Here is a 20125-nt window from a genome sequence, read left to right as displayed (position 1 = left end):
GCCCTCCAACTCAAGGAAAGGCAATGATCCACTGGCATATCGTGTGTGACTTCGACGGGACCATCACCCCAACCGACGTCATCGACAACGTCCTCCAACGCTTCGCCGGCCCCGAGTGGGAAACCATCGAACAGGAATGGCTGGATGGGCATATCGGTTCCCGCGAATGCCTGAGCCGCCAACTGGCGCTGATCAAAGCAACCCCGGCGGAACTGCTGTCGTACTTCGACAGCGTCGAGATCGACCCGGACTTCCCGGACTTCGTCGATCACGTCATGGGCCTGGGCGCGACCATCGAAGTGGTCAGCGACGGCATCGAACAAGGCATCGCGCGCATCCTGTCGCGCAACTACGTGACCTTGCTGCCGATCCTCGCCAACCGCCTGCGCCAGGTCGACCAGAACAGCTGGCGCATCGACTTCCCGTACTCCAGCGATGCCTGCCGTGCCGCCTCCGGCAACTGCAAGTGCAAATCCACCCCGCGCAACAAGCGCGTGCTGGTGATCGGCGACGGCAAGTCCGACATGTGCGTGGCTTCCACCGCCGACTTCGTCTTTGCCAAAGGCAGCCTGGCCGACTATTGCCAGGCCAACGACATTCCTCACGCGCGCTTCGACACCTTCGCCGAAGTGACCGCATTGCTGGCCAAGCTGCCTCAGGGCATCGCGGCCAACGCCACCACCTTTACTGCTGACAACCAGGAACTCTTCCACCATGTCTGATATCCGTATCGCCACTGCCGAAGACCAGATCCTTCTGGATAAAGAAGCCAAGTACTGCTCCTACGGCGACACTGTTCACTACATCGAGCCGCCGCGTATTTTCAGTCGTTGTGAAGGCTCCTACGTGTGGGACACCGAAGACCAGGCCTACCTCGACCTGCAAATGTGGTACTCGGCCGTCAACTTCGGCTACGCCAACCCGCGCCTGAACAATGCGCTGAAACAGCAGATCGACACCCTGCCGCAAATCGCCAGCCAGTACCTGCACAAAGGCAAGATCGAGCTGTCGGAAATGATCGCGGTCGACGCCAAGAAGAAGTTCGGCCTCGACGGTCGCGTGCACTTCAACGTCGGCGGTTCGCAGTCCATCGAAGACTCCCTGAAGGTGGTGCGTAACGCCACCAACGGCAAGAGCCTGATGTTCGCCTTCGAGGGCGGCTACCACGGCCGTACCCTCGGCGCGTCGTCGATCACCTCCAGCTACCGCTACCGTCGCCGTTACGGCCACTTCGGCGAGCGCGCGCAGTTCATCCCGTTCCCGTACCACTTCCGCGGCCCCAAAGGCATGACCAAGGAAGAATACGGCAGCCACTGCGTGCAGCAATTCGCCCGTCTGTTCGAGACCGAATACAACGGCGTGTGGGACCCGAAAGTCGGCCAGAGCGAATACGCAGCGTTTTACGTCGAGCCGATCCAGGGCACCGGCGGCTACGTGATCCCGCCGATGAACTTCTACCGCGAACTCAAGCATGTACTGGACCAGCACGGCATCCTGATGGTGTCCGACGAAATCCAGATGGGCTTCTACCGTACCGGCAAACTGTGGTCGATCGAGCACTTCGACGTGCAGCCGGACGTGATCGTCTTCGGCAAGGCGCTGACCAACGGCCTGAACCCGCTGGGCGGCATCTGGGCCCGTGAAGAGTTGATCAACCCGAAGATCTTCCCACCAGGTTCGACCCACTCCACCTTTGCCTCCAACCCATTGGGCACGGCGGTAGGTTTGGAAATGTTCAAGATGACCAGCGAAGTCGACTACGGCGCGATGGTCATGGCCAAGGGCAAATACTTCCTGGAAGGCCTGCAAGACCTGCAAAAACGTTTCCCGATCATCGGCGACGTCGATGGCCTGGGGCTGGCCCTGCGCTGCGAAATCTGTGGCCCGGATGGCTTCACGCCAGACAAGGCGACCCTGGATTACATGGTTGAAGAAGGCATGAAGGGCGACATGGTCGTCGATGGCCAGAAACTCGGCTTGATCCTCGACGTGGGCGGCTACTACAAAAACGTGATCACCCTGGCGCCGTCGCTGGAAATCAGCTACCCGGAAATCGACCTGGGCTTGAAGCTGCTCGAGCAACTGCTGGTACGGGCGACCAAACGGTGAATGCCTCCGGGATCGACCTCGGTGAAGGTGATGCCGGCTTCGTTCTCGGTGAAGGTCCGGTCGGGATCCTGTTGATCCACGGCCTGACCGGCACCCCGACGGAATTGCGTCAGGTCGCCAAAGGCTTGGCCAAGGCGGGTAACTGCACGGTGTACGTGCCCACCCTGGCCGGGCATTGCGGCGACAACAGCGACCTGCAAGCTACCGGCTGGCTGGACTGGTACGAAGGCGTGCGCAACACCTTCGTGCAGGTCAAGCAACGTCACGAGCAAGTGTTTGTCGGTGGTTTGTCCATGGGCGCGGTGATGTCGATGTACGTGGCCGCCGAACACCCTGGGCAAGTCGCCGGGCTGTTGATGTATTCCACCACCTTGAAGTACGACGGCTGGAGCATTAACAAACTGGCATTCCTGACGCCGTTGTTAATGAAGATTCCTTTCGGCGTACACATCTGCCGCTTCGAAGAGAAGCCGCCTTACGGCATCAAGAACGAGCGCCTGCGGGCCATCGTCGAGCGTCAGATGAAGGAAGGGGAGAGCAGTGAAGCCGGTTTGCTGACCATGGAAGGCATTACGGTGCGCGAGTTGCACCGCATGAACGCCGTGGTCAAGAAACGCATGCCCGAGGTCAAGGTGCCGGCGCTGGTTTTGCACTCCATCGAGGACGACATCACCAGCCGCTGGAACGCCGACTACGTGGAGCGCCATTTGGGCGGCCCCGTGACCAAGATTCTGTTGGACAACTGCTACCACATGATCACCGTCGACCTGCAATACCGACGCGTGATCGAGTTGAGCGCCGAGTTTGTCGAGCAACATGCCGAGGCTATCCAGGCGCCCGTAGACTATCGACAGCGGGCTTAAGCCTAAGGACGCGACGTGATCACCGCTCAAGCCTTCTCGACTATCCGGGCCATCCAGCGCAGTGCCTGGAACGACTGTTTTCCCGGTGCTCTGGAGGATTGGGATTTTTACGTCGCCGTGGAAAACGCGGCCATTGATGACTTCAAATGGCGCTACCTGGCGGTTTACGAAGATGAAACGCTGGTGGCAGTGGCCGCCGCGTTCATCACCCATTATCGCCTCGACACCACGGTGTCGGGCGCCGGCAAGCGTTTTACCGAACGCCTGGAGCGACTGTGGCCGGGTGTTTTACGCTTGCCGCTGTATGCCATCGGCTCGCCGATAGCCGAGCGTTGCGATGCAGGTATTGCAAGCGGCATACCCCAGACGCGACGCCCTGTGTTGCTCAAGCAGTTGCTGCAAGCCGCGCGACAGGATGCCAGTGCCTTCGGGATTGGCCTGGTGGCGGTCAAAGATGTACCGACCGACGACTCGCACTGGGCGACCAGTTGCCGCAGCGCAGGTTTCCAGAGCATGCCGAGCTTGCCCAGCGGTGTGCTCTCGGTGCCATACGGTTCGGTAGACGCCTACCTTAGCTCGTTGTGCAAATCGACGCGCAAGGACCTGCGCCGTAAACTGCGTGCGCCGGGCCCGCGCGTGGAGTGGCGGCGCAATATTGATGATGTGTTGCCGGATGTCATGCGCTTGTACGAGGCCACGCTCGAACGCTCGCAGCTGCAGTTCGAACGTTTGCCGGCGCGTTACTTCACCGGCATCCTCGAACGGCTTGAAGGGCGTGCGGTCTGTGTTCTTTATTGGGTGGACGAGCACCTGGTGGCGTTCAATTTGATCCTGCTGGACCAGCACCGCCTGATCGAGAAGTTTTTTGGGCATGACATGGCATTCAGCCGCGAATACAACCTGTACTTTCGCAGTTGGCTGACCAACGTCGACTACTGTATTCAGCACAATATCCCTGTGTACGAGTGCGGTCAGGAAGGGTATGCCAGTAAGCTGCGCCTGGGGTGCGAGTTCCAAGGCAACAGCATGTTCTTCCGTCACCGTAACCGGCTGGTCAACAGCCTGCTCAAGCTCGTGAAAATGTACCTGAGACCGGACCGTTCCGACCCTGCCATGGCTGCTGCGATAAGCGAAACCTGATGATCACCAAAACCCGCCAGAAAGCCCGCCCCTTTGCCATTTCGCGCTGGAGCGTCCAGCGCAAGCTGGTGCTGGCGTTCTGGCTGGTCAGCGTTATTCCCACCATGATCGCCGCCGAGCTGGCGGCGACCACGCTGTCGCAGATTTTCGACAGTAACGTGCGTATCTGGCTGCAAGAGTCGACCAAGATCGTCAAGGACGAAATCGGCGACATCCTTCATGACAACGCGCGCATGGCCAAGCTGTTCCTGCGCTACACCAGCCCGCCTTCGAACAAGCAGGCCGCCAAGCACGACCGGCTGACCGCCGACATTGCCGACGCCACGGACATCGACGTGGTCGCGCTGATTCGCGTGAGTGATCACAAGGTCGTGTTCAGCACGGCCTCCGACGATGTGGTCAAGCAGATCGACCTGACCAGCAACGCCGTGCTGCAAACCGTGCAGGTGGCGGGCGTGAGTACGGGCCTGGTGGTCTCGACCTTCGAAACCACCCAGGAAGGCGTCGACTACCTGCTCTTGGTGGCCACTTACCTGGACAGCAGTTTCCTCACCAGCGTGGCCGATGTGCATTCCCTCGACCTGCGCCTGTACCTGGCCAACCCGTCGGGCTTTAACGAAATCTTCTCGACCCAGCGTTTCGAAAACCACCCCTCGCGCATTCCCAAGGACGTCGAAACGGCCATGCGCGCCACCAAGCAGCCGAGCGAGCAGTTCACCAACAACTACAGCGGTCTGTATTGGCCCATCTTCAATGATGCCGGCGACCTGCAAGGGGTGATCTTCAGCGGCCTGCTACGCCATACCAGCCTGGTCGGGCTGGTGAATCAGAGCAACCTGTTCGTGCTGATTTTCCTGCTCAGCTCGGCGTTGTCCCTGGGCGCCGGCGTGCTGGTGTCGCGGCGCCTGACCAAACCGCTGCGTGATTTGTCCCAAGGCGTGGACGCGGTGATCTCGGGGCATTACGAACACCGCGTATTGGTGAGTGGCGGCGATGAGCTGGCGCAGTTGAGCAGCACCTTCAACCACATGACCGAGCGCCTGGGCGAGCTGCATCACCTTGAAGCCCAGTTGCGCCGTCGCGATCGGCTGCACGCCCTGGGCGAAGTCGCCATGGGCCTGGCTCACGAGATCCGTAACCCGCTGGGCATCATCAAGACCGCGACCCAACTGTTGCACCGTCGCGCCGACCTGGCGGAAACCGACAAGCGCCACCTGGAATACGTGATCAGCGAGGTCAGCCGCATCAACGACCTGATCACCGAATTCCTCGATTTTGCCAAACCCAACCCGCCGTTGCGTGTGCTGCAGCCGGCGCGAGCGTTGGTGGAAGAGATTCTCGGTTTCTGCAGCCCGGAACTGTCCACGCATAACATTGACGCGCAGATTGACGACCAGGCACCCGGTGCGACGATCTATGCCGATGCCAAACAGCTCAAGCAGGCGTGCCTCAACCTGATTCTCAACGCCATCGACGCGATGCCCGAAGGCGGACGCCTGACCCTGGGCATTCGCAGTGTCGACGGCAACACGGTGATCAGCATCGCCGACACCGGCCAGGGCATCCCGGCGGATATGATCGAGCGGATCTTCACACCGTTCGTCACTACCAAGGCCTCGGGCACGGGCCTGGGCCTGGCAAAAGTCTATTCGATCATGGAAAGTCACGACGGCAGCATTGAATGTGCCAGTGAGAAAGATGCCGGCGCCACCTTCAGCCTGTACATTCCGGCCCAGGGTGATGACGACGGCGATGATGAGGATGGTCATGACGCATAACGTATTGGTAGTCGACGACGAGCCCAAGCTCTGCGACTTGCTGTCGTCGGCCTTGAGCCAGAACGGCATTCAGGTATTCACCGCAAGCAACGGCCTGCACGCGCTCAAGGTGCTGGAGCAGGAAGACATCGACCTGGTGATCAGTGACTGGCGCATGCCAGGCATGGACGGCCCGGCGCTGCTGGCCGAGATCAAGGTGCGTTTCCCGGATTTGCCGGTGATCGTGATGACCGCCTACAGCACGGTGAAAAACGCCGTGCAATCGATGCGCAACGGCGCCTATGACTACATTGCCAAGCCGTTCGACATCGACGAACTGGACATCACCGTCGCCAAGGCCTTGCAGTTTCGCGACATCATGCGCGACAACGCGCGGCTGCGCGCCGAACTCGATCACCATGCGCAGTTCGACAGCCTGGTGGGTGACAGCCCGGCGTTTCGCCAAGTGCTGCATGCAATCGATTCGGTGCGTGACAGCAACGCCACCATCCTGCTGACTGGCGAAAGCGGCACCGGCAAGGAAATGGTCGCGCGCGCGATCCACAAACACGGCAGCCGTGCCGACAAGCCATTTGTAGCGGTCAACTGCGCGGCGATTCCGGAAGGCTTGCTGGAAAGTGAAATGTTTGGCCATCGCAAGGGCGCCTTCACCGGCGCCGTGGCGGATCGGGTCGGGCGCTTTATGCAGGCCGACAAGGGCACGTTGTTTCTGGATGAAGTGGGCGACATGCCCCTGGCGTTGCAGGCCAAGATCCTGCGCGCGTTGCAGGAGCGCGTGATCGAGCCGGTGGGCGACCCGCGCGAGCGCAAGGTGGACGTGCGGGTGATCGCCGCCACCAACAAGAACCTGCTGGACGCGGTGGCCAATAAAGAGTTTCGCGAAGACCTGTATTACCGTCTGAATGTGTTCCCGATCCCGCTGCCGGCCCTGCGCGAACGCGCCGAGGACATCGTGCCCCTGGCCCGGCACTTCGCCCAGACCCTGAGCGCCACCGCCGGCAAACGCATCACCGGGTTCAGCCCGGAGGCCTTGCAGGCCATGGCGGCTTACAACTGGCCGGGGAATATCCGCGAGCTGCAAAACTGCGTGGAGCGCGCAACCATCGTTGCGGCCAAACCGGTGATCGAAGACATCGACCTGCCGGCCTACCTGTTTGCTTCAAAACCGGCAGAGGACGGCGTCACGGCGCTGCTCGGTGACAACCCTGGCGTGCCTGCGGACCTGGACGCGGCGCTGGCGGACGTCGAGAAAACCTACATCCTGGCGGCGTTGCACGAAAGCAACGGCGTGCAGGCTGCGGCGGCGGCGAAGATCGGGATTTCAGAGAGGAGTTTTTGGTATCGGTTGAAGAAGCTGGGGATTCAGGTCGACAAGATCGTGCGTTGATCTATCAGGCTCACCACTGATCCAAATGTGGGAGCTGGCTTGCCTGCGATAGCGGTGTATCAGCCAACTCAGCTGGCACAGACAGACCGCTATCGCAGGCAAGCCAGCTCCCACATTTTTTACCCCGGTGTGTCAGGTATGGAGGCGCACCCACACACTCACCAGCACCGTCGCCGCCATCAGCCACGCCACCGCCGCCACGGCGAGTGACGCCTCCAGGCGCAGGCAGTCGACCATCACATACAGCGTCGCCAAATACACAAAATACGGAATGATCGACCACATCCCAAACACGATGGTGGTCTTCAGGTCCTCCACCGAGCGGCCCTTGCCGACGATGTAGTGCGCAATCAACGCAAAGGTCGGAAACAGCGGCACCAGCCCCGCGATGTAATAGTTTTTGGTCTTGGCCAGCGCCGCCAGGATCAACACCACCGCCGCGCCAATGGCGGCCTTCAGCAATAGATCCATCAGTGGCTCAACCCGTATTTCTTGACCTTGTCGAACAGGGTGGTCTTGGCCATTCCCAGCTCCAGGCTGGCCTGGGTCAGGTTGCCGCCGCTGCGCTGCAGGGCATCGTTGAGCAGGTTGCGCTCGAAGGCTTCCACCGCTTCGGTGAAGGCCAGGCCGTGGTTGCTGTTGCCGCTGCCGCTTTTCTTGAAGGCGGGCAAGCCCAGGGCAAAGCGCTCGGCGACGTTGCGCAGTTCGCGCACGTTGCCTGGCCAGTCGTGGCTCATCAGCGTCGACACGGTCTGGTTGTCCAGCTCCGGCGCGGTGCGATCAAAGCGCAAGGAGGATTGCTGCAGGAAGTGCTCGAACAACTGCAGGATGTCTTCGCGACGTTCGCGCAACGGCGGCAGTTCCAGGGTCACCACGTTGAGGCGGTAGTAAAGGTCGCTGCGAAATTGGCTGGCGCGGCTCAGCTCATCGAGGTCGGATTTGGTGGCGGCGATCACCCGGCAATCCACGGCCACGCTCTGGTTCGAGCCCAGCCGTTCAAGGGTGCGCTCCTGCAACACCCGCAGCAGTTTGATCTGCAGGTTGATCGGCATGCTTTCCACTTCATCGAGAAACAGCGTGCCTTCGTGGGCGTGCTCGATCTTGCCGATGCGCCGTTTGCCGGCGCCAGTAAAGGCGTTGGCTTCGTGGCCGAAAATCTCGCTTTCGAACAGGTTTTCCGGCAGGCCGCCGCAGTTCAAGGCAACGAACTGGTGGGCATGGCGCCGGCTGAAATCATGCAGGCAGCGCGCGACCAGTTCCTTGCCAGTGCCGGTCTCGCCTTCGATCAGCACGTTGGCCGAGGTGTCAGCGACGTTGGCGATCAGTTCGCGCAGGTTCTGCATCGCCGGCGAGCGGCCGATGATGCGGCCCTCCAGCGAGTCACGCTCGGCCAGTTGGCGGCGCAGCGACCACACTTCTCGCGCCAGCCCGCGTTGCTCCAGGGCGCGGCGCGCCACGTCGACCAGGCGTTCGGGGGAGAAGGGTTTTTCCATGAAGTCGTAGGCGCCATTGCGCATGGCCCCGACGGCCATCGAAATATCACCGTGCCCGGTAATCAGCACCACCGGCAGGCTTTTATCCAGCGCTTTGAGGCGGGTCAGCAGCTCGAGGCCGTCGATGCCTGGCAGGCGAATGTCGCTGATGACGATGCCGGCAAAGTTCTCGCCAATGCGCTTGAGGGCTTCTTCAGCACTGCCCACGCCCACGCTGGGAATGTCTTCCAGCGCCAGGGCCTGTTGGCAGCCGAGCAGCACATGGGGATCGTCCTCGACGATCAGAACGGTGAGGTCGTCTTTTGCGGCTGGGGTGTCTGTATTCATGTCGACTCAGCTTTTTGAGTGCCCACCAGCGGCAGGCACAAGACAAAGGCAGTACCACCGCTGGCCGGGTGTTCCACGGCAAGGTTGCCGCCAGTGGCCGCCGCGAGGCTGGCGGAAAGGGTCAGGCCCAAGCCCAGGCCTTGTTCGCCGGGTTTGGTGGTGAAGAACGGTTCGAATAAATGCTTGCGCGTTTCGGGGTCGATGCCATGCCCGTTGTCGCGTACGTGCAGGCGGTACCTGCCCTCAAGCACCTGGCCATCCAACCACAGTTCGGGCGCAGGTTGCGCCTGCATCGCGTCCAGGGCGTTGCCAATCAGGTTGACCAGGATCTGCTCCAGGCGTGTCTGGTCGATCTGCAATTGAGCGTTGGCGAAGTCGCGGTGCACGGTCAGCGGCAGGCCGTCGAGACGAGCGCCGAGCACCTGGAACGCGGCGTCCACAGCTTTACCGAGGTTGGCTTCGCCCTGGTCATCACCGCGCCGTGCAAACGAGCGCAGGCTGGCCGTGATGCGGCCCATGCGGTCGATCAGTTCATTGATGGTCTTGAGGTTGGCACTGGCGGTGTCGAGCGCGCCACGTTCGAGGAAGCGCACGGTATTGCCCGACAGTGTGCGCAGCGCCGCCAGCGGCTGATTCAACTCATGGGCGATGCTGGTGGACATCTGGCCGATGGCGGCGAGTTTGCCGGCCTGCACCAGTTCGTCCTGGGCGCGGCGCAAGGTTTCTTCGGCCTGGCGCCGTTCGCGAATCTGGCCCTTGAGCCGTTCGTTGCTGGCACGCAGGTCGGCGGTGCGTTCGGCAATCCGCCGCTCCAGCTGGCTGTTGGCTTCCTGCAAGGCTTCCCGCGCGGCGAGGCGGGTGGCGATCACCTTGCGGCGCTCGTTCCAGGCGATCAGCAAAAACGCCACCAGGCCGAATGCGACAGCGACCAGAATGCCCTGGTTGATCGCCGCGCGGCGCAGCTCATTGAGCGGCGTCAGCAGGGTGAAATTCCACGGCGTGTCGTTGAGCGGGCGGGTTTGCGCGAGGTAGCTGACTTCGTGCTCGTCGTTGACCACTTCGCTGTTGGCCGGGAAGGTCAGCTTTTCGGTGCCCTCATTGAGTCGCTCACGGGCCAGCGGCTCCAGCTCGTTAAGCGTCGCCCAGTAATATTGCAGGCTGTGGGCCAGGCGTTCTTTGGTGTCGTCGCTCAGCGGGCGCACGGCCTTGAGCCGGCGGGCCGGGTCGCTGGAGAGGATGATGATGCCGTTCTCGTCGCTCACGAACGCTTCGAGGCGCGCACGCTGCCAGCGCTCTTCGAGGGCTTCGAGGCGCACTTTGACCACGGCGACGCCGATGATCTTGCCGTGTTCTTCCAGGCCGTGGGCCAGGTAGTAGCCGGGCTCGCCGTTGGTGCTGCCGATGCCATAGAAGCGGCCCGGCTGGCCGCGCACGGCATTCTGGAAATAGGCGCGAAAGGACAGGTCTTCACCCTGGTAACTGTCGGCATCGCGCCAGTTACTGGTGGCCAGCACGCGGCCGGTGGTGTCCATCACGTAGATGGCCCGACTGCGACTGCGTCGGTTCAGGCCTTCGAGGTAATCATTGACCGTCTGCCGGGTTTCCTGGTTCGGGTCGGCCAGCAGCGTGGACACGCTGGATTCGAGCTCCAGCAGGCTGGGCAGGTAGGTGTATTTGCTCAGTTCGCTTTCGACGGTGCGCGCGTGCAGCTCCAACTGGCGTTCGCCGTTGTCGCTGAGTGTGCTGATGCCGTAATACTCACTGACCCAGAAGCCGATATAACCCAAGCCGATCATCAGGGCGATGATCAACGGCGGCAGGAACAGTTGGCGAATCAGACGAGGTTTCACGGCAAGTGATGGCGGTGCGGCGCGAAATTGGTTGGGGTCGCATTTCATCACAGTTGCCTTGGGTCAACCAGAGCTGTCAGCCCTGCCGTGAACCGGTTTATGTGGGAGCTGGCTTGCCTGCGACAGGATCTCCTCGGTGTCACTGATAGACCGAGGTGTCTGCATCGCAGGCAAGCCAGCTCCCACACAAAACGGTTCCCACAGGGAGAACGAAAAGCCGGTTTTAGTGCTGCAGGATTTTCTCAAGGAAGTGCTGCGCGCGTTCGGAGCGGGCGCTGATGTCGCCGAAAAACTCCTCCTTCGGGCAGTCTTCGATGATCTTGCCGGCGTCCATGAAGATCACGCGGTCGGCCACTTTGCGCGCAAACCCCATTTCGTGGGTGACGCACATCATGGTCATGCCTTCGTGGGCCAGTTGCACCATCACGTCGAGCACTTCGTTGACCATTTCAGGGTCCAGTGCCGAGGTCGGTTCGTCGAACAGCATGACGATCGGGTCCATGGCCAGGGCGCGGGCAATCGCCACACGTTGTTGCTGGCCGCCGGAAAGCTGGCCCGGGTGCTTGTGGGCGTGTGCCGAAAGGCCGACGCGCTCAAGCAGTTGCAGGCCCTTTTTGGTGGCTTCTTCCTTGCTGCGGCCGAGCACCTTGATCTGCGCGATGGTCAGGTTTTCAGTGATGGTCAGGTGCGGGAACAGTTCGAAGTGCTGGAACACCATGCCCACGCGCGAGCGCAGTTGCGGCAGGTTGGTCTTCGGGTCGGCGATGGAGGTGCCATCCACCACCACGTCGCCTTTCTGGAACGGTTCCAGTGCGTTGACGCACTTGATCAGGGTGGATTTACCCGAGCCGGACGGCCCGCACACCACGATCACTTCGCCTTTTTTAACCTCGGTGCTGCAATCGGTCAGCACCTGGAAGTCGCCATACCACTTGTTGATGTTCTTGATAGAGATCATACGGCAAACCTTTTTTGCAGACGCTTGACCAGCAGCGAGGCGGAAAAGCTGATGATGAAGTAGACGACACCGGCGAAGATCAGGAACTCATTGGAACGGCCAATGATGTCGCCGTTGGAGCGGGCGGAGTTGAGGAAGTCCACCAGGCCCACGGTGTAAACCAGCGAGGTGTCCTGGAACAGGATGATCGACTGTTGCAGCAGCAACGGGGTCATCTTGCGGAACGCCTGGGGCAGGATGATCAGACGCATGGTCTGGCCATAGGTCATGCCCATCGCCTGTGCGGCGGCCATCTGGCCCTTGGGGATCGACTGCACGCCGGCCCGCACGATTTCACAGAAGTACGCGGCTTCGAACATCATGAAGGCCACGACGCAGGAGGTGAACGCACCGATCGGGGTGTCTTCGCCGGTTATCCAGCGCAACACGAACGGCACCGCCAGGTAGAACCAGGTGATCACCAACAGCAGCGGGATCGAGCGGAAGTAGTTCACGTAGGCGCCGGCCAGACGCGACAGCAGTTTGCTGGACGACAGGCGCATCAGCGCCAGCATCGTCCCCAGCGCGATACCGCCGATCACACCCATGACCATCAACTGCAAGGTCATGACCATGCCGTTCCACAGGCCGGGAATGGCGGGGATGATGCCGCTGAAATCGAAGTCCATTATTTACCCCCCACGGAGATCAGGCCGGGCACCGCGACTTTCTTCTCGACCACGCGCATCAGCAACATCAGGCTCATGTTCAGGGTGAAGTAGATCAGCGTGGCCAGGGTGAAGGCTTCAAACAGGTTGGCCGAGAACTCGGCAGTCTGTTTGGTTTGTGCCAACAGCTCCATCAACCCGATCAAGGACGCCACGGAGGAGTTCTTGAACACGTTGAGGAATTCCGAGGTAAGCGGCGGAATGATGATGCGGTACGCCTGAGGCAGCAGCACGTTCCAGTAGATCTGCGGCAGCTTGAAGCCCATGGCGCGTGCGGCAGATTCCTGGCCGCGTGGCAGCGCCTGGATGCCGGTGCGCACTTGTTCACACACACGGGCGGCGGTGAACAGGCCCAGGCACACGACGACGCTCAGGTAGGCCGAGGTAGTCGGGTTGAGGTCTTGTTTGTACCAGTCCTGCAGGTTTTGCGGCAGCAGATCGGGTATCAGGAAGTACCAGATAAACAGCTGAACCAGCAGCGGCACGTTACGAAACAGCTCCACGTAGCAGGTTGCGATGCCCGATACGATGCGGTTTGGCACGGTGCGCATGACGCCCAGAATGGACCCCAGCAACAAGGCGATAATCCATGCCACGACAGCGATGGCGATGGTCCAGCCCAAGCCGGCGATGTACCAGTCGAGATAAGTCTCGCTGCCCACGCCAGTGGACTTGAAGAACACGCCCCAGTCCCAGTTGTAATTCATTAGGGTCTCCCCTCGAAATCGATCGATGTACAAGCACCCGCTTGGGGAAGATCCTTTCCCGCCCGACGTTGAACGCCAGGCACACGCGATCGGCTCGAAAACCGCCAGGTCGAGTGTTCCAAATTAAAGCCAGCAGGTAGTAACAGACGCCTGAGGGAGGGTTGGCTCCCTCAGGAGATAAGCTTAGTCAGGTATCAGATTTTTACGTCAGGGGCTGGTTTGTCGCTTGGGTTAGCGATCAGCTCCTTAACCTTGTCGCTCATCGGGAAGTTCAGGTTCAGGCCTTTTGGAGGAATCGGGCTCTCGAACCACTTGCTGTAGATCTTGTTGATTTCGCCGGATTTGTACAGGCCGACGATGGCGTCATCGACAGCCTTTTTGAAGGCCGGGTCGTCTTTACGCACCATGCACGCATAGGCTTCGAAGGACTGTGGCGTACCGGTGATGACCCAATCGTCCGGCTTCTTGGCCTTGGCTTCTTCGCCTGCGAGCAGGGCGTCGTCCATCATGAAGGCGACGGCGCGGCCGCTTTCCAGCATCTGGAAGGATTCGCCGTGGTCTTTGGCGGAGATGACGTTCATGCCCATTTGCTTGTCGGCGTTCATCGCTTTGATGATGCGCTCGGACGTGGTGCCAGCGGTGGTCACGACGTTTTTGCCTTTCAGGTCGGCAAAGTCAGCGTAGGACGGCTTGCCATCCTTGTCTTTCTTGACCAGCAGGCGGGTGCCGATTTCGAACATGTTGACGGTGAAATCAACTTGTTGAGCGCGTTCGGCGTTGTTGGTGGTGGAGCCGCACTCGATATCCGCGGTGCCGTTCTGGATCAGCGGGATACGGGTTTGCGAGGTGACCAGGTTGTACTTGACCTTCAGATCGGGTTTGTTCAGGTCTTTTTTCAGGGCTTCAACGATGGCCAGTTGAATGTCGTGGGAGTAGCCCACGGGTTTGCCCGAGCCATCCGCGATGTAGGAGAACGGAATGGAGCTGTCGCGGTGAGCGAGAGTGATAGTGCCGGAGTCGTTGATTTTCTTCAGTGTGCCGGTGAGTTCGGCGGCGAAAACTGGAGTGCTGATCAGAGCAGCAGCGATAGCTGCGCCCAGGATATGGGGAACGATGCGCATCAATACTTCCTCGACATTTGTTTTTTTTATGAAGCCGGCTAAACGGCTCTCTTTTGTACAGCGAATGCCCGTGACGGCTCCTGAAGCGTCGCAGGCAATCGTCAAGGAGTGTAGAGCATGAGTCGTGCCATACCAGGGATAAAAGGTTATCTGGTTGATTTATATGGGGATTAAGTTTGCGTGACGGGAGGGGTTTGGTGGTTTGGTCCGGCAAACCGAATGGTTCGGGGTGTGGTGTTCGGAAAACCGAATGGCTTTGGGGGAGGCGGTGTATATGCGTTGCTGCGGTAACGGCGGCTGGCGGTTCCGCTCTTACAGCGGGTCACTTTTGGCAAACGCAGAGCACGGCGGCCTGGTAGCCGACCTGAGTGGTAGAAGCAGCACAGCAACACACTTCTGTCTGAAGCACAGAGATCCAAATGTGGGAGCGGGCTTGCCCGCGAATGCGGTTTGTCAGTCAGCTCATGTGTCGCTGACCCACCGCCTTCGCGAGCAAGCCCGCTCCCACAATTTGACCGAGTTCAGCCTCCACCACCGCACTGCTTTGCTTTTCTGTGGGAGCTGGCTTGCCTGCGATGCAGGCACCTCGGTCCATCAGGTACACCGGGTTGATGCCATCGCAGGCAAGCCTGCTCCCACATTTGATTGAGTTCAGGTTCCAGAATCAGGTCGGCTGTCAGGCCGCCGTGCTTTGCTTTTGATTTTGATCTTAGGCACACCGAGCCTAAGCGAGGTGCCGAGTGGTGGGGCAAGAGCCTTTGGGTTACTTTTGGGCTCTTTTCAAAAGTGACCCGCTGTAAGGGCGGAACCCGTATCAGCCATCACCCAAACAACGGATATACCCCCCAAAACAACCCCCCAATCAGAACGTATAGTCAGCCGAAACAACCGCCGCACGCCCATCGCCCGGCACCGCCCAGCCGTTGTTACGGATGCGCGTCAGGTATTCCTTGTCGAACAGGTTGTTGACGTTCAACTGCAGGTTCAACTGTTTGTTGACCTTGTAGCCGAGCATCGCGCGCTGCACGGCGTAGCCCGGCGCAGTCGGTGCCCCGGCGGCGCTGACCAGGTACTGCTTGGATTGCGCCGTGATGCCGTAGCCCACCTGAAAGTCGTAGGGCAGGTCGTACACCGTCCAAAGACTGGCCGCATGTTTGGGCGTGAACGGCAGCGGTTCGCCTTTCTGCGCGTCGAAACCGGTGGTGGCCAGGGTGAAGTCGCTGGCGCTGCGCAATACGCGGGTATCCAGGTAGGTGTAGTTGGCGAAGACCTTCCACTTGTCCGTGATCGCACCGCTCAAGCCGAGTGCCACGCCGTCTGCACGTGCTTTCCCGTCGAGCGATTGCGTGCCGCTCAGGTTGGTTGGGTCGGGATCGGCGACTTTGTAGTTGGTGCGGTCATTGCGAAAGATCGCGCCGGTGACCGACAAGGCATTGTCGAGGAAGTCCCATTTGGTGCCGATCTCATAGCTGACGGCGGTTTCCGGGGCGACGTTGCAGTTGTTGGTGGGCGCGCTGGACGTTTTGGCCGGCGTGAAGCAGCCACCATTGACGCTGGCTTGCGACGGCGTCTTGCTGTTGCCATAGGCGATATAGAAACTGCCGTTTTCCACCGGTTTGTACACCAGTGCCAGGCGATAGGACGTCAGGTCGTCCGCTTGGCCGTAGCGAACGCCGGGCGTTTCCACGCCGGTGCTGGAGTAGGCATTGGTGACCGAGCTGCCGGCGTTGTGCTCGTAACGCAAACCGCCGTTGATTTCCCATTGCGGGTTGAGTTTGAGCGTGTCGAAGGCGTAGGCGGCGCGGTTGTTCAGCGCACCGTCGACGTGGGCCGCACGGGTGAAGTTGACGGGGCCGGTCCAGTCCGAGTTGGGGTCGCTGAAGCTGACCGGCGGCGGAACGATCGTGCTGCCGTTGCTGTTGGTCAGCCATTTGCCGGTATCCGCCTCGTATTCCTCGCGGCTGATGGCGATGCCGGTCACCAGTGTGTGGTCGATGAAGCCCGTGCTGAAGTGACTGGTTACGTCAGTCTGGTTGGTGAACATTTTGTTCTGGGTGTTGCGCTCGTTGCCCAGCGAACCGCCGCTTGGCTGGAAATAGCCAGGCTTGAGGCCGGCGGCGCAGGGCGCGCCCGTTATCTGGGTGCCGCTGGCCAGGCAGCCGGCCTGGGCACCTTCGGGGCCGGAAGCGCGCAAGTCCTGGCGCACGCGCTCGACGCGGGTGAAGTTGCGCACTGACACGGCGTCGTTGAAGTCGTGTTCAAGTTTCAGGCTGAACGCGTCCGAGGTGATCTGCTGGTCATTGATGTTGTGATAACCGTAATAGTCGCTCCAGCCCACACCCGGCATCGGTTTGCCGTTGTAGATGGGGATGCCGTACTGCGGCGTGTTGTCATCTTTCTGGTGTTCATAACTGACGGTAACGCGCGTCGGCGTGCCCAGGCCAAAGGCGATGGAGGGTGCAATGCCCCAGCGCGAGTAATCTTCATAATCGCGGCCCGGCACATCGTTACCATGCGCCATCAAGTTGAGCCGGAACGCGGTGGTGTCGTTGAGTTGCTGATTGGTGTCCAGCGTGGTGCGCTTGTAGTTATCGGTGCCGATGCCGGCGCTGATCGTGGTTTTGTCGCGTAATTCCGGCTGCTTGGACACCAGGTTGATGGTGCCGCCGACTGCGCCGGAACCTGAATACACCGAACTTGCGCCGCTGACGACTTCGACCTGTTCCAGGTTGAACGGGTCGGTGCGGCTGTATTGCGCGCTGTCGCGCACGCCGTCGACGTAGATGTCGCCGCTGGCCGAGAAACCGCGCAGGTTGATGCTGTCGCCGTAACCGCTGCCGCCTTCGCCGGCACCGAAGGTAATGCCCGGCACGGTGCTGAGCACGTCGCGCAGGGTCAGCAGGTTTTGATCATGAATGACTTCCTTGGGCACCACGGTAATCGTCTGCGGTGTATCACGCAGCGCCTCGGTGTACTTGGGGGAGGAAGGCGCTACGGGGTTGTAAGCGCTCTGGCTTGGGGCCTGACCTTCGATACTGGTCGCGCCGAGCTCAATTACACCTGTGCCGTCATCTGCAGTCTGCGCTGCATAGCTGAATCCTCCTTGCGCAGCCACTGCCAAGCCCACCGCCGACGCGAGCAAATGCCGCGATGAATGGGGGGCAGAACTGATCCCGGTAGCCATTGAATAGTCTCGTGTTGTTGGAATTGAGAGGTGATCGTAATTGATAAACGATCTCAAATGTAATACTTTGTAACAGGATGATTCATGAAGTTTTTGTCAGTTTGAGAGAGTGCAGACGAGCATGCAGAGCACGCGGCCAGGCAATGAATCGGGTGAAATCGGTGATAACCCGCGCGCGTATGCGCGTTGGGTGATGCAGGCTGCGCGACTGGGTGATGCCGATGCGCAGGCGACCTTGGGTCAGTTGTTGCTGGATGGTCGGGGCATACAAAAGGACGAAGCTTTGGCGCTGAGCTGGTTTCGCATCGGCGCACGTCAGGGCCACCCGATGGCGATCAACATGATCGGGCGCTGCCTGGAAAATGGCTGGGGTTGCGAAATCGACCTGCCGGACGCCGCCGTGCATTACCGCAAAGCTGGCGACCTTGGGCTGGATTGGGGGCTGTATAACTACGGCCAGTTGCTGACGCGCGGTCGCGGTGTCGAGCGCGACCTTGTCGCCGCGTATGAGTTGTTCGTGCAGGCGGCGGCCAAAGGGCACGCCAAATCGATGAACCTGCTGGGGCGGTTCCACCATGAGGGCGTCGTGGTGCCCAAGGATGTGCAACTGGCGCGGCAGTGGTATCAGCGCTCAGCCGAGGCGGGAGATTTTCGCGGGCAATACAACCATGCTGCCGAGCTGGCCGAAACCGGCGATGAGCGCCAGGCCTGCCTTTGGCTGGAGCGCGCGCTGGCAACGGCAACACCGGGTTTTTTGCAGGCGGCTTATCCGGTGTTGCTGGGCTCCGCTCTCAGCAGGATTCGTGACATGGGCCTGCGGTATCAGCGCCAGGCGCTGCAGGCATAAAAAAAGCCCCTGGACCTTTCGGCGCAGGGGCTTTTCACAACGGCCTGATCAGGCTGCTTCGATCTTCGCGCGGTTCTGCTCGACCTTGGACAGGTAACGCTGCACGTTGGCCTGTTCCTCTGGGGTGGTGAACAGCCCGAGCTTGGTACGGCGCCACAGCACGTCCTGCGCTTGCGTGGCCCATTCCTCGGCGCACAGGTAATCGATTTCGCGGGTGTACAGGCCGCCACCCAAGTGGTCGCCCAGGTCAGCCAGCGACTGCACACCTTCGAGCAAGCGCCAGGTGCGGCTGCCATAAGTGGTGGACCAACGACGCGCGATCTCGGCCGGCACCCAGTTGAACTTGGCGCGAATGGCCTCGGCCAGCGCTTCTGGCGTGGTCATGTTCTCGCCACCCGGCAGGCTGGCCGTGGCCGTCCAGCTTGGACGCATCTGTGTGAAGAACGGCGCCAGCTGCGCCATCGCCGACTCGGCGAGTTTGCGGTAGGTGGTGAGCTTGCCGCCGAACACCGACAGGATTGGCGCCTCGCCAGTGCCGCCAGACAGCGACAAGGTGTAATCACGGGTGATGGCCGACGGGTTATCCGACTCGTCGTTGCACAGCGGGCGCACGCCAGAGTAGGTGTGGACGATGTCGTCGCGGCTCAACTGCTTCTTGAAGTGGGCATTCACCACCTTAAGCATGTAGTCGGTTTCACCTTCGGTAATAGCTACTTTCGCCGGGTCGCCGGTGTATTCACGGTCGGTGGTGCCGATGATGGTCAGGTGGTTGAGGTACGGAATCGTGAAGACAATGCGCTGGTCCTCGTTCTGCAGAATGTGCGCGTGGGCGCCTTCGTACAGTTTCGGCACGATCAGGTGGCTGCCCTGGATCAAGCGGATGCCGTAAGGCGAATCCAGCTTCAGGTCTTCCTTGATGAACTTGGCGACCCATGGGCCGGCGGCGTTCACGAGGGCGCGGGCACGGATCGAGAACAGGCTGCCATCGGCGCGTTCCATGTTCATTTCCCACATGCCGTTGTTGCGGTGCGCGCTGATGCAACGGGTCTGGGTGTGGATATGCGCGCCTTTTTCGCGGGCGGCCATGGCGTTCAATACCACCAGGCGGGCGTCATCGACCCAGCAGTCGGAGTATTCGAAGCCTTTGGTGATTTCGCTTTTCAGCGGGCTGTCAGGGCCGAACTTGAGGCTCTTGGAACCGGCGAGTTTTTCACGCTTGCCCAAGTGGTCATACAGGAACAGGCCAGCACGGATCATCCACGCCGGGCGCAGGTGAGGGCGGTGCGGCAACACGAAACGCATTTGCTTGACGATATGCGGGGCCTTGGCCAGCAGCACTTCGCGTTCGGCCAGGGCTTCGCGCACCAGGCGGAATTCGTAATGTTCGAGATAACGCAGGCCACCGTGGATCAGCTTGCTGCTGGCCGATGACGTGTGGCTGGCCAAGTCGTCTTTTTCGCAAAGGAATACCGACAAACCGCGACCGGCTGCGTCTGCTGCGATGCCGACGCCATTGATCCCGCCACCAATTACGGCAACATCATAGACTTCGGCAAGCGGTGGAGCAGGCAAGGTGGAAGGGTTCATCGGCTAGCCTCGCGATCTTTTCGTCTTGGAATTCGAACATTAATGTTCATTTGCGAAAATGGTAGCT

The 20125-nt window shown here is 60.6% G+C and carries 16 protein-coding genes; 7 read left to right on the top strand and 9 right to left on the bottom strand.

Features of this window, described 5'->3' with window-relative positions:
* Nucleotides 1–23 precede the first annotated feature (23 nt).
* Genes ACM530_RS04095 through ACM530_RS04070 form a run of 6 tightly spaced genes read left to right on the top strand, consistent with a single transcriptional unit; the run spans nucleotide 24 to nucleotide 7277 of the window.
* The gene (locus ACM530_RS04095) at nucleotides 24–722 is read left to right on the top strand and encodes an MtnX-like HAD-IB family phosphatase (protein WP_416364308.1); all 699 of its coding nucleotides are present in this window, start codon (nucleotides 24–26) and stop codon (nucleotides 720–722) included.
* Entirely contained in the window at nucleotides 715–2109 is a 1395-nt protein-coding gene (locus ACM530_RS04090) for an aspartate aminotransferase family protein (protein ID WP_106579418.1), read from the top strand. Before ACM530_RS04095 ends, ACM530_RS04090 begins: the two co-directional genes overlap by 8 nt.
* Entirely contained in the window at nucleotides 2106–2972 is an 867-nt protein-coding gene (locus ACM530_RS04085) for an alpha/beta hydrolase (RefSeq protein WP_145161515.1), read from the top strand. Before ACM530_RS04090 ends, ACM530_RS04085 begins: the two co-directional genes overlap by 4 nt.
* 15 nt (nucleotides 2973–2987) lie before the next feature.
* On the top strand, nucleotides 2988–4112 hold the full coding sequence (locus tag ACM530_RS04080) for a GNAT family N-acetyltransferase (RefSeq protein ID WP_416364307.1): 1125 nt from the start codon (nucleotides 2988–2990) through the stop codon (nucleotides 4110–4112).
* Nucleotides 4112–5890, top strand: coding sequence for a sensor histidine kinase (locus ACM530_RS04075; protein WP_145161518.1), 1779 nt, complete (start codon nucleotides 4112–4114; stop codon nucleotides 5888–5890). Before ACM530_RS04080 ends, ACM530_RS04075 begins: the two co-directional genes overlap by 1 nt.
* Nucleotides 5880–7277, top strand: coding sequence for a sigma-54-dependent transcriptional regulator (locus tag ACM530_RS04070; RefSeq protein ID WP_145161521.1), 1398 nt, complete (start codon nucleotides 5880–5882; stop codon nucleotides 7275–7277). Before ACM530_RS04075 ends, ACM530_RS04070 begins: the two co-directional genes overlap by 11 nt.
* Nucleotides 7278–7409: 132 nt before the next feature.
* Here the strand turns inward: ACM530_RS04070 and ACM530_RS04065 are convergent, their stop codons facing one another.
* The 8 genes from ACM530_RS04065 to ACM530_RS04030 form a co-directional block, all read right to left on the bottom strand.
* Nucleotides 7410–7739 carry a GlpM family protein gene (locus tag ACM530_RS04065; protein WP_416365073.1) on the bottom strand — a complete coding sequence of 110 codons (330 nt, stop codon included), beginning with the start codon at nucleotides 7737–7739 and terminating at the stop codon, nucleotides 7410–7412.
* Between the two features lie 8 nt (nucleotides 7740–7747).
* Nucleotides 7748–9097, bottom strand: a complete 1350-nt coding sequence (locus ACM530_RS04060; RefSeq protein WP_145161527.1) for a sigma-54-dependent transcriptional regulator — start codon at nucleotides 9095–9097, stop codon at nucleotides 7748–7750.
* A complete protein-coding gene (locus ACM530_RS04055) occupies nucleotides 9094–10995 on the bottom strand; it encodes a sensor histidine kinase (RefSeq protein ID WP_262210520.1) in 1902 nt (633 codons plus the stop codon). Before ACM530_RS04055 ends, ACM530_RS04060 begins: the two co-directional genes overlap by 4 nt.
* 175 nt (nucleotides 10996–11170) lie before the next feature.
* Nucleotides 11171–11905 carry an amino acid ABC transporter ATP-binding protein gene (locus ACM530_RS04050; RefSeq protein ID WP_012722475.1) on the bottom strand — a complete coding sequence of 245 codons (735 nt, stop codon included), beginning with the start codon at nucleotides 11903–11905 and terminating at the stop codon, nucleotides 11171–11173.
* On the bottom strand, nucleotides 11902–12573 hold the full coding sequence (locus ACM530_RS04045) for an amino acid ABC transporter permease (RefSeq protein ID WP_106579410.1): 672 nt from the start codon (nucleotides 12571–12573) through the stop codon (nucleotides 11902–11904). Before ACM530_RS04045 ends, ACM530_RS04050 begins: the two co-directional genes overlap by 4 nt.
* Complete coding sequence (locus ACM530_RS04040; RefSeq protein WP_003208731.1) at nucleotides 12573–13319, bottom strand: amino acid ABC transporter permease; 747 nt, start codon at nucleotides 13317–13319, stop codon at nucleotides 12573–12575. Before ACM530_RS04040 ends, ACM530_RS04045 begins: the two co-directional genes overlap by 1 nt.
* 194 nt (nucleotides 13320–13513) lie before the next feature.
* Complete coding sequence (locus ACM530_RS04035) at nucleotides 13514–14440, bottom strand: glutamate/aspartate ABC transporter substrate-binding protein (RefSeq protein WP_145161533.1); 927 nt, start codon at nucleotides 14438–14440, stop codon at nucleotides 13514–13516.
* A gap of 862 nt (nucleotides 14441–15302) precedes the next feature.
* Entirely contained in the window at nucleotides 15303–17624 is a 2322-nt protein-coding gene (locus ACM530_RS04030; RefSeq protein ID WP_416364306.1) for a TonB-dependent receptor, read from the bottom strand.
* Nucleotides 17625–17745: 121 nt separating this feature from the next.
* Here ACM530_RS04030 and ACM530_RS04025 point away from each other — a divergent pair, with 121 nt between their 5' ends.
* Entirely contained in the window at nucleotides 17746–18471 is a 726-nt protein-coding gene (locus ACM530_RS04025) for a tetratricopeptide repeat protein (RefSeq protein WP_416364305.1), read from the top strand.
* A gap of 48 nt (nucleotides 18472–18519) precedes the next feature.
* Here the strand turns inward: ACM530_RS04025 and glpD are convergent, their stop codons facing one another.
* Nucleotides 18520–20058: a glycerol-3-phosphate dehydrogenase gene (gene glpD, locus ACM530_RS04020; protein ID WP_242194419.1), complete on the bottom strand. Its 1539-nt coding sequence runs from the start codon at nucleotides 20056–20058 to the stop codon at nucleotides 18520–18522.
* Nucleotides 20059–20125 lie beyond the last annotated feature (67 nt).

Source organism: Pseudomonas sp. NFX183, from assembly GCF_047943075.1.
In the GTDB taxonomy this organism is placed as follows: domain Bacteria; phylum Pseudomonadota; class Gammaproteobacteria; order Pseudomonadales; family Pseudomonadaceae; genus Aquipseudomonas.
Note: the sequence above shows the minus strand (reverse complement) of the source record. Positions and strands in the feature narration are given on the sequence as shown.